The sequence below is a fragment of the Devosia sp. Root436 genome, from assembly GCF_001426345.1.
In the GTDB taxonomy this organism is placed as follows: Bacteria; Pseudomonadota; Alphaproteobacteria; order Rhizobiales; family Devosiaceae; genus Devosia.
Map to the genome: position 1 here is coordinate 413,230 of NZ_LMEM01000010.1, position 14,276 is coordinate 427,505.

Below are 14,276 nucleotides of genomic sequence, written 5' to 3' on the forward strand. Positions count from 1 at the left end.
CTTCAGCCGAGGGCGGCGCTCACCAGGGCGCGGGCATGCAGATCGGTGGTGTCGTAGACCGGTAGCGGGCTCACCGCGTCGTCGATCAGCATGGTGATCTCGGTACAGCCCAGGATCACCGCCTCGGCGCCGCGCGCCGCCAGCCGTTCGATGGCGTCCACATAGATGCGGCGGGATTCGTCCCGCACGATGCCGCGGCACAGTTCCTCATAGATGATGCCGTTGAGATTGGTGCGATCGACTTCGGGGATCAGCGAGGTGAGTCCGCTGGCGGCCAGCCGGTCGCGATAAAAGTCCATTTCCATGGTGAAGCGGGTGCCGAGCAGCCCCACGGTCTCGAAGCCGTCGGCCAGTAGTGCCTCGCTGGTCGGGTCGGCTATGTGGATGAAGGGCACGGCGACGGCGTCGGTGATGTGGCCGGCCACGACATGCATGGTATTGGTCGCCAGCCCGATGACCTCGGCACCCGCCGCCTCGAGCCCTTTGGCGATCTTCGCCAGCTGCCGCCCGGCGCCGTCCCAGTCGCCGGCCGATTGCATGGCGGCGATCGGGGCGAAATCGACCGAATGGACGATCAGCGGCGCCGAATGAAGGCCGCCCAGCCGCGCCGCCACATCCTGGTTGATGACGCGGTAGTAGTGCGCGGTCGATTCCCAGCTCATGCCGCCGATAAGGCCAATGGTTTTCATGGCGCCTAGGTGTGGGTGAAGCGTTGCGGGATATCGGCGAAGGCTTCCACCACCTTCTCATAGGCCTGCTTCTTGAACGGCACGATCAGGGTGGGCATGCGGCTCAGCTTTTCCCAGCGCCAGGCATCGAATTCGGCAGGGTGCTTGCCGCCGCCCGGCGAGAGGACATCGATGTCGCCGTCCTTGCCGGTAAAGGCGAAGGCGAACCAGCGCTGGCGCTGCCCGCGATATTTGCCCTTGAGCGCAATGCCCAGCTCTTCGTCAGGCAGGTCGTAGTAGATCCATTCCGGCGCCTCGGCGAGCAGGCTCACCGCGCCGATGCTGGTTTCCTCGTAGAGTTCACGCAAAGCCGCCTTCAACGGGTCCTCGCCCTTGTCGATGCCGCCTTGGGGCATCTGCCAGGGCGCGCCGTGTTCGGAATTGCTTTCGGGGTCGCCGTCCCGCTTGCGCCGGCCGATGAAGACATTGCCCTCGCGGTTGAATACGGCAATGCCCACGCAATCGCGATAGGGCAGGGAGTCTCGGTCGGGACGGGCGGGCATGGCTATTCTCTATTTCATCAGGGCGCTGGCCGGAACCAGCACGATGCCCTTGCTCTCGAGCTCCCGCGACCACTCCGCGACCGCCGAGACCGATATGGGCAGAGCGCTGACAATACCGATTGCGTGTCCATTCTCCAGCGCCTTGGCCTCAAGGCTGGCAAGCGCTGCGAGAATGGATTGGCGCGACGGATTGGCGTCGATCACCAGGTCGGCGCGCGAGAAGGGCACCTTGTTACCGCCGGCAAGCTGGTTGGCCAGCGAGCGGTTGGATGAACCGTCATCGACATAGCCCAGCCCGCGGGCGCCCAGCTCCTCCATGATGGGGGAGAAATCGGCGGCCGAGGCGGTGAAGCGGGCGCCCATATTGTTGATGACGCCGGTGTAGCCGCCGAAGCGGGCCATCAGCCAGAACAGCTTTTCGAGGTTTGCCCGCAGCGGCTCGCCGGTCAGCAGGGTCTGCGGACCGGGATCGTTCTGCGGAAAGTCGAAGGGTTCGAGCGGAATTTCGAGCAGCACTTCATGGCCGGCCGAGCGTGCCGCGGCGACGGTCGTGGTCAGCGTCTTGCCATAGGGCGCAAAGGCCAGCGTGGTGGCGTCGGGGAGCTGGTCGATGGCGTCGAGCGAGCCCTGCTCGTTGATGCCGAGGCCGGTGACGATGATGGCGACCATTGCCATGCCGCTGGTCGTTGCCGGGTCCACCGGGCGCGCATAGGTGGCGAAGGGCGTCTGGCCGGTCGCGGAAATGCGCGGAATGGGGCCGTCGCCGGTTTCCTCGCTGAGATCGGGCAGGGCGCCGAAAATGTCGGGCAGGCCGGCGATGGAGCCGGCGCCAGACGTCCCCGTGGGCACGCTGGTTATCGAGCTGCCGGCAGGAAATTGCTGGGGGTCGGCAGTGATGGCGACCGGGCCTGAACTGACCTGGTTGGCCACTTCGTTGCTGTTGCGCGTCGAGGCAATGGCGACTTCCTGGCTGGGCCTGCCGCCATTGGGGTCGTCGGTCAGCACGAGGCGCAGCACGAAGGCAATGGCAATGAGCGCCAGGATCGCGAACAGGGTTCGCGCTACCGGCAGGTGCGGACGCGGGCCACCGGACTTGCGCTTGCGCCCGGTCAACGGCGTCGTCAGGTCATTGGCCATCGATCATGGGTTCCACGATGCAAAGACAGCGGGGCGGGGCAGCGAATCAGCGGCCCCGCCCCCACGGTTTCATAACACAGCAGGCCGGCTGCCGTTATTCGCCCACGGCCGGATAGGCCGGGTTGGTCTCCGCCCCGTCGATCAGGCGGATGGCATATTGCAGCTGGGTGTCGTCGGCCTTTTCGGCCGGCACATAGACCGAGGAGCCGACGCTGGTCTCTTCCTGGCCCTCGATGGTGATGTGACCGGCCAGCCCCGCTTCGCCGATGATCTCGTCGCGGCCCTGGAATTCGGCGGGCACGACCTGCTTGATCTCGATGTCTGGGGTGATGCCCAGCGCCTGGATCGAGCGGTTATTGGGCGTGTAGTAGCGCGCGGTGGTCAGCCGCATGGCGCCATCGGGCCCCAGCGAGATGATCGACTGCACGCTGCCCTTGCCGAATGACCGCGTGCCGACCAGCGTGGCCCGCTTGTGGTCCTGCAACGCACCGGCGACGATTTCGGCAGCCGAAGCCGAGCCGCCATTGATCAGCACGACCAGCGGCACGTCTGATATCATGGCGTCGAGGGTGTCGGGCTGGGCATCGTAGCGGGCGCTTTCCTCGGGGATGCGGCCGCGCGTCAGCACTACCGCGCCCTGCTTGAGGAAGGCGTCGGCGACATAGACCGACTGGTCGACCAGGCCACCGGGATTGTTGCGCAGGTCGAGGATGATCCCCTTGGGCGCCACGCCGTCGCGCTGCTCGTAGATGTCCTTGAGGGCCTTTTCGATGCCCACGAAGGCCTGTTCCGAGAAGCGGGAAAGGCGCAGCACGGCGACATCGCCCTTGCCCTCCTCGGTCCCGCCTTCCATGGTCCAGCGCACGGCGCGCATGGCGATGGTGGCGCGGGTCAGTTCGAAATCGAGCGGCTTGTCGACGCCTTCGCGGAACACGGTGACCTTGATAGAGGTGCCGATCGGCCCGCGCATCTTGGCCACGGCCTCATCCAGCGTCAGGCCCTGCACCTGGATGCCGTCGAGCTCGATGATGAGGTCATTGGCCATGATGCCGGCCTTGGCGGCGGGAGTGTCGTCGATGGGCGACACCACCTTGATGATGCCCTCTTCCATGGTGACTTCGATGCCCAGGCCCCCGAACTCGCCCGACGTGTCTTCGCGCATGTCGTCATAATCGGCCGGCGGCAGATAGCCCGAATGGGGGTCGAGCGAGGTCAGCATGCCCTGGATGGCGGCGCGGATCAGCTCCTTCTCATCGGGCGGATCGACATATTCGGCGCGGATGCGGTCGAAGATTTCGCCGAACAGGTTGAGATCGGCATAAATCTCCAGCGGGTCGCGCGGCGCGGCGGCATTCTCCTCGGCCGTGGGCTCGGGAACTTCGCCGCTGGGGGCCGGCGCGGGCTCGGCCGGCGGCGCCTGCTCCTGCGGGGCCGGAGCCGGCTCCTCCTGGGCGATCAACAGGCCGGCGGGCAGCGACAGCGCCAGGATGATGGCAGCAACGCGAAGGGGTGTCAGGCGCATGAGGGTTCTATCCACTCTGTGTCGGGTTTGCCCACCATCCGGTCGGATCGACGGGCTCGTTGTTTTGTCGGAGTTCAATATAGAGGGTCGGCTGGGCCGCGCCAGCATTGGTGGTTACCGAGCGCCCAATTGTACGTGATCCCATGGTGCCCAGCGGCATGCCCATTTGCACGAACTGGCCGATGTCTACGGTGATGGTTTGCAGGCCTGCAAGCAGGGCGGTGTAGTTCTGCCCGGTATTGAGAATGACGATCTGGCCATAATTGAGGTAGGGGCCCTTATAAAGCACCCAGCCGTCGGCCGGGGCCACCACCTGCGCCTCGGCGCGGGTTACCACCGAAATGCCATGGCTGATGCCGCCAAAGCCATCGCCGGCCCCGTAGTCGACCACGTTGACGCCGTTGGCGGGCATGGTCAGGTAACCGCGGGCTGCGGCAAAGGGGATGGCCGGTTCGGTGCGGGCCGGATTGGCCAAGGCCACCTGTATCTGCTCGGATGTCAGCGCCGGCACATCCGGATCGGTGGCGGCGGAGCCGGTGGCCGAGACGGCATTGGCGCGTGCCGAAAGGCTCCCGATCAACTCCTGCAGCGTCGTGGCGCGGGCGGCCAGCGCCACCGCCTCGGCTTCCTCGGCGGCCAGCTCCGCGCCACGCATCTCGATGCCCTGCTTGCGCGCGGCGATCAGCGTGGCGATGCGCAGCCGTTCCTCCTCGAGCACGGAATAATTGGCCTTGAGCATCGCCTCTTCGGCCTGCGCCTGCGCCTTGATGTCGGTCAGCGCCTTGAGATCGGCCGTTACAGCATCGGCGCGGGCGCGCAGTTGCGGCACGATGGCGGTGATGAGGATGGCGCTGCGGGCTGAGCCCAGAGCATCATCGGGATCGACGATCAGGGCGGGTGGCGGATTGAGGGAGATGCGCTCCAGCGCCGCCAGCACATTGGCGATCTCGGCATTGGAGCCGTCGAGCCGGCCGCGCACTTCGAGTTCGTGGACGATGAGGTTGGACAGCCGGTCCTCGACATCGGCGACTTCGATTTCGGCCAGCTTGACCCGCTGGGCCGCCGCGATCAGCGCCGCATTCTGCCGCGTGCGGTCGCCCTCCATCTCGGCAATCTCGGCCTTGAGCGCGTCGATTCGCTCCTGGCTGAGCGTCAGCGACGCTTCGATTTCGTCCAGGTCGGCGGGGGTGGGAGCCGCAGGCTCGGTGGCGCCCTCCGTTGCACTGGGGGCGGCTTCGGCCGGCGTTTCCGCTGGCAGCGCAGCAGGGGCTTCAGCGGGGGCGGGCGCTTCCACCGGCGCCGCGTCCGTGGGCGTTGCAGGCGTCTCGGTCTGGGCGAGCAAAGGCAGGGCTGCAGCGCCCGCCAGCAGCATGCCGGCCAGCATCACACCCAGTCTCTTGCCCGGCCCCAGCGCCATGACCTCTCCAAAGGGGGCGCAAGCGCCCGAATCAATCGATGCACAATAGCAAGCCGCCCGCAAACCACAGGTTAACGTTGCTTAACCATGGCGTGATTGTCAGAGGGCGCTGACGATGTCGGTCTGCGAAAAATCGCTGCCGACAAACAGCAGCGGACATTTGCGGGACTTGGCGAGCGCGTAGGCAAAGCAGTCGCCGAAATTTAGTTTGGCGGGATGGAAGCCCTTACCCCACAGGCCATAGGTGTTCCCCACTTGGCGCGCCCCGGCCGCGTCCACGGCGACGATCTCCAGATCGAGGCGATCCAACAAGGTGTTCATCGAGGGCAGAATGCCGCGCCGCGCCGCGACAATAAGGGCCTCTGAGACCGTTGCGGCGGAGACAAGTATCCCCGTCGCATTTTCAAGCGCCGTTGAGCACGCCTGCGCGGAGGGCTCATCGTCGATAATGGCAATCAGTGCAGATGTATCGACAACAATCACCCTGGTAGGCCGTCTTCGTCGTAAAGGAAGTCTTGGCTGTGAGCAGCGTCAGTACCGTCGCCATAACTAGCGGTGCCCGTTCCGCGTACCTCGTCGAGGATTGCGCGGCGTTGCGATGGCGTAAGGTGCTTCTTCACTGGCGCGATGCGTGCGATCGGAGTGCCGTGACGCGTCAACACGATTTCCTCGCCTTCCTCGGCGCGGCGAACCAGATCAGTTAGTTGCGCCTTGGCGTCAGATACGGACACGTCCATGTGTGCCTCCGCTACATGCTGCAAGCGCCAGAAATATAGACCATTGGATGGTCCAATTCAATCGGCGCGGTGATAGGGGTGCCCGCTCAGGATCGTGGTGGTGCGATAGAGCTGTTCGGCCAGCATGATGCGCACCAGTTGATGCGGCCAGACCATGGGTGAAAAACTCAGCACCATGTCGGCTGACTTGACGAAGTCGGGGTCGATGCCATCGGCGCCGCCGATGATGAAGCTCACGGCGGGGCGGCCATCGTCGCGCCAGCGCAGGATCTGGTTGGCAAAGGCTTCCGAGCCGATGGATTTGCCGCGCTCATCGAGAGCCACAACGATGCCGTCGGCCAATACGGCGCGCAAAGCCTTGGCTTCGTCGACCTTGCGGCTGGCCGAGGAGGACGCGCGCGATTCACTGAGCTCTGTGACGTCGAATCCAGTCAGCGCCAGCGGTTTGCCGCCGCCGACTGCGCGGTCGAGATAGCGGGCAACCAGTTCCCGTTCCGGCCCGGCCTTCATCCGACCGACAGCCGCGATGGTTATACGCATAATGCCACGACCTCGTGGTTCGACAGGCATGAGGTCTGTTCGGGAATCTCAGTAGACCTCATCCTGAGCCTGTCGAAGGACGAGGTCGTGCCCCCGTGCTTAATGCGCGTCGGCGGCGAAGTCAGCCTGCCACATCTTCTCGATATTGTAGAATTCGCGCACTTCGGGGCGGAAGATGTGGACGATGACGTCGCCGGCATCGACCAGCACCCAGTCGCAATGCGGCAAGCCTTCGATACGCGGCTTGCCATAGCCGGCGTCGCGCAGGGCGGTGACCATCTGGTCGGCCACGGCGCCGACATGGCGCTGCGAACGGCCGGAGGCGACCACCATGTGGTCGGCCAGCGACGACTTGCCGGTAATATCCACGGCAACGATTTCCTCAGCCTTGGCATCGTCAAGGCAGTCGAGGATCACATCGATCATGGGACGTTCCGGGGCCGCGACGGGCGCTTCGGGCTTGGTGACGGTGTTTTCGGGCAGCGCGGCCATCAGCAATGGCCTTCCGCCCATGCCAGTGCATGGGTCATGCGTGGGGTCAGCATCCTTGGTTGTTGATCGGAATGTTGCAGGCGTTTTGCAAACGGCAAGCAGTCAGTTCCTGTTCCGGTGACTAAAAATCACACGCTTCAATATGCGCTTTACGTGACAGTTTCGCAAGATTGGGGCTTCACTTTGGCTTAACGTGTTGCCGCCTTGCCCGTATCGCCGATGAGGATAGCGGCGATTGCCGGCCATGCAGATAGACCCAGGCCGGCGGCGGCAACACGGCGAGACGGGGTGCATCCTCTTCGTCGATACGCCAGCGCGCGAGGTAGCTGGCGGCCATCGACACTGGCGCGCGGCGGCTCGATCCGGGCCGGACATAGACCGCGATGGGCACCATGGCGGCAATGTTGCGCCAGCGTTCCCAGCGATTGAAGTCCACCAGATTGTCGGCGCCCATGATCCAGACGAAGCGCCGGTCGGGCATGGATTGGGTGAGGAAGCGGACGGTCTGCCAGGAATAGGTGAAGCCATGCGCCGCTTCGAACCCGGTGACGCGAACCCTGGGGTGGTCGAGCAGGCGGCGTGCGGCCTGCACGCGGTCGGCCAGCGGCGCCAGGTCCCTGTGGTTCTTGAGCGGATTGCCGGGCGTCACCAGCACCCAGAGCGCGTCGAGTTCCAGCCGGCGCAGGGTCTCCTCGACCACGAGGCGATGACCCTCATGGATCGGATTGAAACTGCCCCCGAACAGGCCGATGCGCATGCCGCTGCCGGAGGGCGGCAGTTCGGTAATCCCGGGAATGCGGATGGGATGGCGCAGGGTCAAATGACACCGGAACGAATGGTTGTCGCGCCCTCAAGGGGGAGGGGAGGCAAAGGCCAGGTATTTGATGTCAGGACGAGAATAATCACGGCCGGGTCTGGCCATTGCCGCGGATGCGGTATTTGAAGCTGGTGAGCTGCTCGACGCCGACCGGGCCACGGGCATGCATCTTGCCGGTGGCGATGCCGATCTCGCCGCCGAAGCCGAATTCGCCGCCATCGGCGAACTGGGTCGAGGCATTGTGCAGCAGGATCGCGCTGTCGATTTCGTTGAAGAACTTTTCGACCGAGGCCGGGTCTTCGCTGATGATCGCTTCGGTGTGGTGGCTCGAATAGTGCTCGATATGGGCGATGGCGGCTTCGAGGCTGTCGACCACCTTCACCGAAATGATGGCGTCCTCATATTCGGTCTTCCAGTCTTCCTCGGTAGCTGGCCTGGCCGCAGGAATCAGGGCCATCACGGCCGCATCGCCACGGATTTCGCAGCCCTTGGCAATGAGCGCCTCGATGATCGGCCTGAGGTGGGTTTCGACCACATCCTTGTGCACCAGCAGCGTCTCGGCGGCGCCGCAGATGCCGGTGCGGCGCATCTTGGCGTTGAGCGTGACGCTGACCGCCTTTTCGAGATCGGCCGACTTGTCGATATAGACATGTACCAGGCCTTCGAGATGGGCGAAGACCGGCACGCGCGCCTCGTCCTGTACGCGGGCGACCAGCGTCTTGCCACCGCGCGGCACGATGACATCGATATTGCCGCCCAGGCCCTTCAGCATTTCGCCCACCGCGGCGCGGTCGGTAGTGGGCACAAGCTGCACGCATTCCACCGGCAGGCCGGCGGCGTGCAGGCCGTCAAGCATGCAGTCGACGATGGCCTGGCTGGAGTGAAAACTGTCGCTGCCGCCGCGCAGGATCACCGCATTGCCCGACTTGATGCAGAGCGCACCGGCATCGGCCGTCACATTGGGGCGGGATTCGAAGATCACGCCGATAACGCCGAGCGGCGTGCGCACGCGCTCGATGTGGAGGCCATTGGGCCGGTCCCATTCGGCAATGGTGGCGCCGACGGGGTCGGGCAGGACGGCAATGGTCCTGACCGCCTCGATGATGCCGTCGATGCGGGCATCGGTCAGAGCCAAGCGGTCGAGAAAGGCCTTGGAAATGCCCTTGGCTTCCGCGGCCGCCATGTCCCTGGCATTGGCGGCAAGGATGGCCTTGCGATGCGCATTGATGGCGCCGGCCGCGACAGTCAGGGCGCGGCTTTTCTGCTCCGGCGTGGCAATGGCCAGCGCCTTCGCGCCGATGCGGGCCTTTTGGCCGATCCCGGCCATGAGGGTGGCGATGGATGTATCGGCCTCAGCCAGGCTCATTTATGTCCTCCTTGGCGCCGATCAGCACCAGATTGTCGCGATGTATCATGGCGCCGCGATTGCCCGAACCGAGCAATTCGATCACCGCATCGCTGCGCTTGCCGATGACGAGGCGCGCATCCTCGCTGTCGAAGCCGGCCAGTCCACGCGCGATCTCGGCGCCATCGGGGCCGAGCACGGCAATGGCGTCGCCGCGCTCGAATATGCCGGTCACTTTCGTCACCCCGATGGGCAGCAGCGACTTGCCGGTCAGCAGAGCCCGCGCTGCGCCAGCATCGACTTGCAGCGTGCCGGAAACGGCGAGCGTGCCCATGATCCAGCGCTTGCGAGCCTGCGCCCGGCTCTGGGCGGCATGGAACAGCGTGTGGCGAGCGCCCTCCATTAGCGCCTTGAGTGGGTGGCTCTCGGTGCCCTTGGCGATGATCATGGCCGTGCCGGCCTGGGTCGCGATCTTGCCGGCCTCGACCTTGGTGGTCATGCCGCCGCGCGACAGGTGGCTGGCGGCGCCGCCTGCCATGGCCTCGATGGCCGGGGTGATGGCCTTGATCACGGGCAGGTGGGTCGCCTCGGGATCCCGGGCGGGCGGCGCGGTATAGAGCCCGTCGACATCGCTCAGCAGCACCAGGCAATCGGCCTCGATCATGGTGGCGACGCGGGCCGACAGGCGATCATTGTCGCCATAACGGATTTCGGCCGTGGCGACGCTGTCATTCTCGTTGATGATCGGAATGGCGCCCAGCCCCAGCAGCGTGGCGATGGTGGTGCGCGCATTGAGATAGTAGCGCCGCTCCTCTGTGATATTGGGCGTGATGAGGATTTGCCCGGTGACGATGCCATGATGGCCGAGCGCCTCGGCCCAGGCCTGGCTCAAGGCGATCTGGCCGACACTGGCCGCGGCCTGGCTCTGCTCCAGCGTCAGCGCCACAGCCGACAGGCCCAGCAGGCTCCGCCCCAGGGCGATGGCACCAGACGAAACGATGACAACCTCGCAGCCGCTGGCCTTGAGCGCAGTGATATCGGCGGCGAGCTCGCCCAGCCACGCCTTGCGCAGCCCGCCCGCCTTGTCGACGAGCAGGGCCGAACCGATCTTGATGGTCAGGCGCTTATAGGGCGCAAGGGCGTTCATGGTGAAGCGAGCTCGATCTGATCACCTCTCCCTTTGGGGGAGAGGTCGACTTGCGAAGCAAGGCGGGTGAGGGGGCCTTTTCTTGATGCAGTGGGTGGGAAAGGCCCCCTCACCCGCCGCTGCGCGCCGACCTCTCCCCCAGAGGGAGAGATGAAGAGGATCACGGCGCCCAATTCGGCTCGACCTTCCGCCGCGCCGCTTCCAGCTTTGCCGCCTTTTCGGCATCTAGCGTCTCGACCACGCCATAAAGCACCATGTCGGTGCCCTTGCCGGTGACGCCCGAGACCAGCAGCACGTCGGCCTTGCTGACCCTCTTGAGCACCTTGAGCTTTTCCTTGAGATCGTCCGGCTCGATGGCGTCGATCTTGTTGAGCACCACGATTTCCGGCTTCTCGGCCAGCCGCTCGTCATAGGCGGCAAGCTCGCCGCGGATGGTCTTGTAGGCCTGTTTCACATCGTCCTGCGTGCCGTCGATCAGGTGGATCAGCACGCCGCAACGCTCGATATGGCCGAGGAACCGGTCGCCGATACCGGCGCCTTCGCTGGCGCCTTCGATCAGCCCCGGAATATCGGCTAGCACGAAATCGCGCTCGCCGATGGAGACCACGCCCAGATTGGGATGGAGCGTGGTGAAGGGATAATCGGCGATCTTGGGCTTGGCAGCCGAGACGGCGGCGAGAAAGGTCGACTTGCCGGCATTGGGCAGACCGACAAGGCCGGCGTCGGCAATGAGCTTCAGGCGCAGCCAGACCCATTTTTCCGTGCCGACCTGGCCCGGATTGGCGTGGCGCGGCGCCTGGTTGGAACTGGTCTTGAAATGCGCATTGCCGAAGCCGCCATTGCCGCCGCTGAGCAGCACCAGGCGCTGGCCCACTTCGGTCATGTCGGCGATCAGGGTTTCGTTGTCGTCTTCGAAGACCTGGGTGCCGACGGGCACGCGCAAAACCACGTCGGCGCCATCGGCGCCGGTGCGCTGCTTGCCCATGCCGTGCGTGCCGGTCTTGGCCTTGAAATGCTGCTGGTAGCGATAGTCGATCAGCGTGTTGAGGCCATCGACGCATTCGAGCACCACGTCGCCGCCGCGCCCGCCATTGCCGCCATTGGGGCCACCGAATTCCACGAATTTCTCGCGCAGGAACGAGACGGAACCGCCGCCGCCATCGCCCGATCGGATATAGACCTTGGCCTGGTCAAGGAATTTCATTTGCTTCTGGCCTTCCAGACGCTGCGCGTCATGATGGTGTCGATATGCTCCACCTCGGCCTCGCGCGCAAGGCAGAGCAGGGTTGAGCGGCCGGTTTGGATAAATCCGAGCTTGGTCTGGATGGCCAGCGAAGCCGCATTGAAATGGAATACGCCGGAACGGATCGCCGGCGCCGTCGAAATCGAGAACAGCCAGTCGAGGCTTGCTATCACCGCCTCGGTCATGATCTGCTGGCCCCAATATGGCCGCCCCAGCCAATAGCCGATGACCGGGCCGTCCGACCCGCGGTGAAAGCCGACCTGGCCGACAAGACCTTCGCCCGGCAGGTCGATGGCAAAATTGGTTTCCTCGGGCGGCAGGCCCGGTCGCCTGGTGCGCAGCCACGCCTTGGCATCGCTCAGGCGATAGGGAAAGGGCACCCGCGCCAGGTTGCCGGCCACTTCGAAATCGTTGAGGTAGCGGGCAATGGCCTCGGCGTCGCCCACCTGCGGCTGGCGCAGGATAAAGCGGGGCGTGTGCAATGTTGCGTTCATGGGGCACCTCGCGCTTGCCAGTCCTGCCGGCTCAGGCGTGTCACCACATGGTCCACATTGTGCTGCAGCGTCTGGCTGAAGCGCATCTCGCGGCCGGTGGGCCGGAAGCCGAGCTTGTACTGCACGGCCAGCGAGGCGGCATTGTCGTGGTGGGCGCTCGACGTCACATTGGTCGCTTCGCTCCCGGCAAAGTGCCAGTCGAGCAGGGCGCTGGCCGCTTCGGTCACATAGCCGCGGTTCCAGTGCGGCCGGGCGATCCAGAAGCCCAGTTCGTCGAGCAGCGAGATGCAGCCGATGACGCCCCTTCCCGGCAGGTCGATGACCAGGACCGAGCGCGCCGGGGTCGCCGGCCGGGCCTGGCGCAGCCAGTCGACGGCCATGGCGAGCGTATAGGGATAGGGCAGGGGCGTCAGGAACCGCGCCACTTCATACTCGCCGACGCCCAGCGCATAGCAGGGGGCATCGTCGAGCGTCGGCTCCCGCAGGATCAGCCTTTGCGTATGCAAGGGCATCATCTGCCGAACTCCAGCCGCATCTGCATTACCTGTCGGCCGGCCAGTGTGCCGGCCTCGTCCACCGTTTCGCCTGTTTCGACGAAGCCGGCCTTGGCCAGCACATTGCGCGAGCCGGCATTGCTCAGCAAGGCGCGTGAGCGCAAAGCCGCGATCCCGGCACCGCGCGCGGCCGCTACCACCGCCAGGGCGGCCTCGGTGGCGTAGCCATTGCCCCAATGCGGCTCGCCCAGCCAATAGCCCAGCTCGGGCAATTGGCTGGGCAGCAGGTGCAGCCCTATCGTGCCCAGATAGGTTCCCTCGCGCAGGATGGACCAGGCAAATTCGGTCTCGCCGCGCGCGATGGTCTCAACGAAGAACACGCCGTCGCTTTCCGCATAGGGATGGGGCAGGCGCGACAGCACCGCGTAGATGGCCTTGTTGTTGGCCAGCACCGCCATTTCCGGCACATGCGCCAGGGTGGGGGTGGTCAGCACCAGGCGGTCCGTCGTCAGCGTGGCGGGGAGGCGATCCTTGATGCTGTCCATTTGAGCTCTGTTCCAGAATGCGAAAAGGGGAACCGGCATACCGGTTCCCCTTGGATTTTTCTCGCATCGTCAGAACACGAGCCGGGGAACTGGTCACCGGCTGGTTCGATCGACCTGCCGGGTTATTCGGCGGCCTTTGCCGGGTCGACGGAAACGAAAACTTGCTGATTCGCACGGGTTCGGAACGACACGGCGCCGTCAACGAGTGCGTAGATGGTGTGATCCTTGCCCAGGCCGACGCCGGTGCCGGGGTGCCACTTGGTGCCGCGCTGGCGGATGATGATGTTGCCGGCGACGACAGCTTCGCCACCGAACTTCTTCACGCCGAGACGACGGCCAGCGGTATCACGACCGTTGCGGGATGAACCGCCTGCTTTTTTGTGTGCCATCTCTAGGGCTCCTTATTCCTTGGCGGCCTTGGGGGCGGCCTTCTTGGCGGCCGGGGCCTTCTTCGCCGGCTTGTCAGCGGCGGCTTCCTCGGTCTTGGCAGCGGCCTTCTTGGGCGCCGCCTTGGCCTTGGCGGGTGCCTTGGCCGGGGCCTCGGCGGTTTCCGCGGCAGCGGCGTGCGGTGCAGCCTTGGTTGCCTTCTTGGCCGGGGCCTTCTCGGTCACGGTCTCGGTCGGCTTGGCGACACCGGCGGCCTTGATCGTCGGCTTGGCGCCGCCGGTCAGGATCTCGGTGATGCGCACGGTCGACAGCAGCTGGCGGTGGCCGTTGCGGCGGCGGTAATTGTGGCGACGGTTCTTCTTGAAGATGATGACCGTCTTCTGCTTGCGGGTCTCGAGCAGTTCGGCAGCGACGAGCGCGCCTTCGACGAGCGGAGCACCCACCTCGCCATCAACCATCAGCACCTGGTCGAAGGTGACGATGGTGCCGGCTTCGGCATCGAGCTTTTCAATCTTGAGAACGTCGTTGGCGGCAACCTTGTACTGCTTGCCACCGGTCTTGATCACGGCGAAAGTCATAGCTTAACCGGGAGCGTCAAACGCCCGGTCCCATTGTGTCGCGCTCTGCGGCGCCGCAGGTAAGCCAGAAATCCTGCGGTCTTCGAATGGTCGGCCGGAAAACCGGCAGGCAGCCTCGAACAGCGTTTTCAAACAAAGAAAAGCGCGCCA

General features: G+C 65.0%; 18 protein-coding genes. All 18 read right to left on the reverse strand.

All coding sequences use genetic code 11. From position 1 onward, the window contains the following. Window positions 1–2: 2 nt before the first annotated feature. The gene (locus ASD04_RS10875) at window positions 3–689 is read right to left on the reverse strand and encodes an aspartate/glutamate racemase family protein (RefSeq protein ID WP_056256426.1); all 687 of its coding nucleotides are present in this window, start codon (window positions 687–689) and stop codon (window positions 3–5) included. 5 nt (window positions 690–694) lie between these two features. Continuing rightward, window positions 695–1,231 (reverse strand): RNA pyrophosphohydrolase, encoded by a 537-nt coding sequence (locus ASD04_RS10880; RefSeq protein WP_056256429.1) that lies wholly within the window; start codon window positions 1,229–1,231, stop codon window positions 695–697. A 9-nt stretch (window positions 1,232–1,240) separates the two neighbouring features. Next, on the reverse strand, window positions 1,241–2,368 hold the full coding sequence (locus ASD04_RS10885; protein WP_056256431.1) for a divergent polysaccharide deacetylase family protein: 1,128 nt from the start codon (window positions 2,366–2,368) through the stop codon (window positions 1,241–1,243). A gap of 94 nt (window positions 2,369–2,462) precedes the next feature. After that, a complete protein-coding gene (locus ASD04_RS10890) occupies window positions 2,463–3,890 on the reverse strand; it encodes a S41 family peptidase (protein WP_056256433.1) in 1,428 nt (475 codons plus the stop codon). 7 nt (window positions 3,891–3,897) lie between these two features. After that, window positions 3,898–5,307, reverse strand: a complete 1,410-nt coding sequence (locus ASD04_RS10895) for a peptidoglycan DD-metalloendopeptidase family protein (protein WP_056256438.1) — start codon at window positions 5,305–5,307, stop codon at window positions 3,898–3,900. A gap of 99 nt (window positions 5,308–5,406) precedes the next feature. After that, window positions 5,407–5,790, reverse strand: a complete 384-nt coding sequence (locus tag ASD04_RS10900) for a type II toxin-antitoxin system VapC family toxin (RefSeq protein WP_056256440.1) — start codon at window positions 5,788–5,790, stop codon at window positions 5,407–5,409. Further along, window positions 5,787–6,044, reverse strand: a complete 258-nt coding sequence (locus ASD04_RS10905) for a type II toxin-antitoxin system prevent-host-death family antitoxin (RefSeq protein ID WP_056256442.1) — start codon at window positions 6,042–6,044, stop codon at window positions 5,787–5,789. Before ASD04_RS10905 ends, ASD04_RS10900 begins: the two co-directional genes overlap by 4 nt. A gap of 57 nt (window positions 6,045–6,101) precedes the next feature. Then, window positions 6,102–6,584 (reverse strand): 23S rRNA (pseudouridine(1915)-N(3))-methyltransferase RlmH, encoded by a 483-nt coding sequence (gene rlmH / locus ASD04_RS10910; protein WP_056256443.1) that lies wholly within the window; start codon window positions 6,582–6,584, stop codon window positions 6,102–6,104. A gap of 99 nt (window positions 6,585–6,683) precedes the next feature. Then, the gene (gene rsfS, locus ASD04_RS10915) at window positions 6,684–7,010 is read right to left on the reverse strand and encodes a ribosome silencing factor (RefSeq protein ID WP_156461215.1); all 327 of its coding nucleotides are present in this window, start codon (window positions 7,008–7,010) and stop codon (window positions 6,684–6,686) included. A gap of 244 nt (window positions 7,011–7,254) precedes the next feature. After that, the gene (locus ASD04_RS10920; protein ID WP_056256448.1) at window positions 7,255–7,896 is read right to left on the reverse strand and encodes a nicotinate-nucleotide adenylyltransferase; all 642 of its coding nucleotides are present in this window, start codon (window positions 7,894–7,896) and stop codon (window positions 7,255–7,257) included. A gap of 82 nt (window positions 7,897–7,978) precedes the next feature. Further along, window positions 7,979–9,259, reverse strand: a complete 1,281-nt coding sequence (locus ASD04_RS10925; RefSeq protein WP_056256451.1) for a glutamate-5-semialdehyde dehydrogenase — start codon at window positions 9,257–9,259, stop codon at window positions 7,979–7,981. Next, window positions 9,246–10,385, reverse strand: coding sequence for a glutamate 5-kinase (proB, locus tag ASD04_RS10930; protein WP_056256454.1), 1,140 nt, complete (start codon window positions 10,383–10,385; stop codon window positions 9,246–9,248). The genes ASD04_RS10925 and proB overlap by 14 nt, the downstream gene beginning before the upstream one ends. A gap of 160 nt (window positions 10,386–10,545) precedes the next feature. Then, window positions 10,546–11,589: a GTPase ObgE gene (gene obgE, locus ASD04_RS10935; protein ID WP_056256456.1), complete on the reverse strand. Its 1,044-nt coding sequence runs from the start codon at window positions 11,587–11,589 to the stop codon at window positions 10,546–10,548. Further along, window positions 11,586–12,122 (reverse strand): GNAT family N-acetyltransferase, encoded by a 537-nt coding sequence (locus ASD04_RS10940; protein WP_082531147.1) that lies wholly within the window; start codon window positions 12,120–12,122, stop codon window positions 11,586–11,588. The genes obgE and ASD04_RS10940 overlap by 4 nt, the downstream gene beginning before the upstream one ends. After that, window positions 12,119–12,637 carry a GNAT family N-acetyltransferase gene (locus ASD04_RS10945; RefSeq protein ID WP_056256460.1) on the reverse strand — a complete coding sequence of 173 codons (519 nt, stop codon included), beginning with the start codon at window positions 12,635–12,637 and terminating at the stop codon, window positions 12,119–12,121. The genes ASD04_RS10940 and ASD04_RS10945 overlap by 4 nt, the downstream gene beginning before the upstream one ends. Then, a complete protein-coding gene (locus ASD04_RS10950; protein ID WP_056256462.1) occupies window positions 12,634–13,161 on the reverse strand; it encodes a GNAT family N-acetyltransferase in 528 nt (175 codons plus the stop codon). Before ASD04_RS10950 ends, ASD04_RS10945 begins: the two co-directional genes overlap by 4 nt. Window positions 13,162–13,283: 122 nt before the next feature. After that, complete coding sequence (rpmA, locus tag ASD04_RS10955) at window positions 13,284–13,550, reverse strand: 50S ribosomal protein L27 (protein ID WP_056256464.1); 267 nt, start codon at window positions 13,548–13,550, stop codon at window positions 13,284–13,286. Between the two features lie 12 nt (window positions 13,551–13,562). Continuing rightward, complete coding sequence (rplU, locus tag ASD04_RS10960) at window positions 13,563–14,126, reverse strand: 50S ribosomal protein L21 (RefSeq protein WP_056256466.1); 564 nt, start codon at window positions 14,124–14,126, stop codon at window positions 13,563–13,565. Window positions 14,127–14,276 lie beyond the last annotated feature (150 nt).

Coding starts and splice junctions, on each gene's coding strand:
- ASD04_RS10905 (WP_056256442.1), bottom strand. CDS start 6,044: ATGGACGTGTCCGTATCTGACGCCAAGGCGCAACTAACTGATCTGGTT.
- rpmA (WP_056256464.1), bottom strand. CDS start 13,550: ATGGCACACAAAAAAGCAGGCGGTTCATCCCGCAACGGTCGTGATACC.
- proB (WP_056256454.1), bottom strand. CDS start 10,385: ATGAACGCCCTTGCGCCCTATAAGCGCCTGACCATCAAGATCGGTTCG.
- ASD04_RS10875 (WP_056256426.1), bottom strand. CDS start 689: ATGAAAACCATTGGCCTTATCGGCGGCATGAGCTGGGAATCGACCGCG.
- ASD04_RS10950 (WP_056256462.1), bottom strand. CDS start 13,161: ATGGACAGCATCAAGGATCGCCTCCCCGCCACGCTGACGACGGACCGC.
- rplU (WP_056256466.1), bottom strand. CDS start 14,126: ATGACTTTCGCCGTGATCAAGACCGGTGGCAAGCAGTACAAGGTTGCC.
- ASD04_RS10895 (WP_056256438.1), bottom strand. CDS start 5,307: ATGGCGCTGGGGCCGGGCAAGAGACTGGGTGTGATGCTGGCCGGCATG.
- ASD04_RS10925 (WP_056256451.1), bottom strand. CDS start 9,259: ATGAGCCTGGCTGAGGCCGATACATCCATCGCCACCCTCATGGCCGGG.
- ASD04_RS10880 (WP_056256429.1), bottom strand. CDS start 1,231: ATGCCCGCCCGTCCCGACCGAGACTCCCTGCCCTATCGCGATTGCGTG.
- rlmH (WP_056256443.1), bottom strand. CDS start 6,584: ATGCGTATAACCATCGCGGCTGTCGGTCGGATGAAGGCCGGGCCGGAA.
- ASD04_RS10945 (WP_056256460.1), bottom strand. CDS start 12,637: ATGATGCCCTTGCATACGCAAAGGCTGATCCTGCGGGAGCCGACGCTC.
- obgE (WP_056256456.1), bottom strand. CDS start 11,589: ATGAAATTCCTTGACCAGGCCAAGGTCTATATCCGATCGGGCGATGGC.
- ASD04_RS10885 (WP_056256431.1), bottom strand. CDS start 2,368: ATGGCCAATGACCTGACGACGCCGTTGACCGGGCGCAAGCGCAAGTCC.
- ASD04_RS10890 (WP_056256433.1), bottom strand. CDS start 3,890: ATGCGCCTGACACCCCTTCGCGTTGCTGCCATCATCCTGGCGCTGTCG.
- rsfS (WP_156461215.1), bottom strand. CDS start 7,010: ATGATCGATGTGATCCTCGACTGCCTTGACGATGCCAAGGCTGAGGAA.
- ASD04_RS10940 (WP_082531147.1), bottom strand. CDS start 12,122: ATGAACGCAACATTGCACACGCCCCGCTTTATCCTGCGCCAGCCGCAG.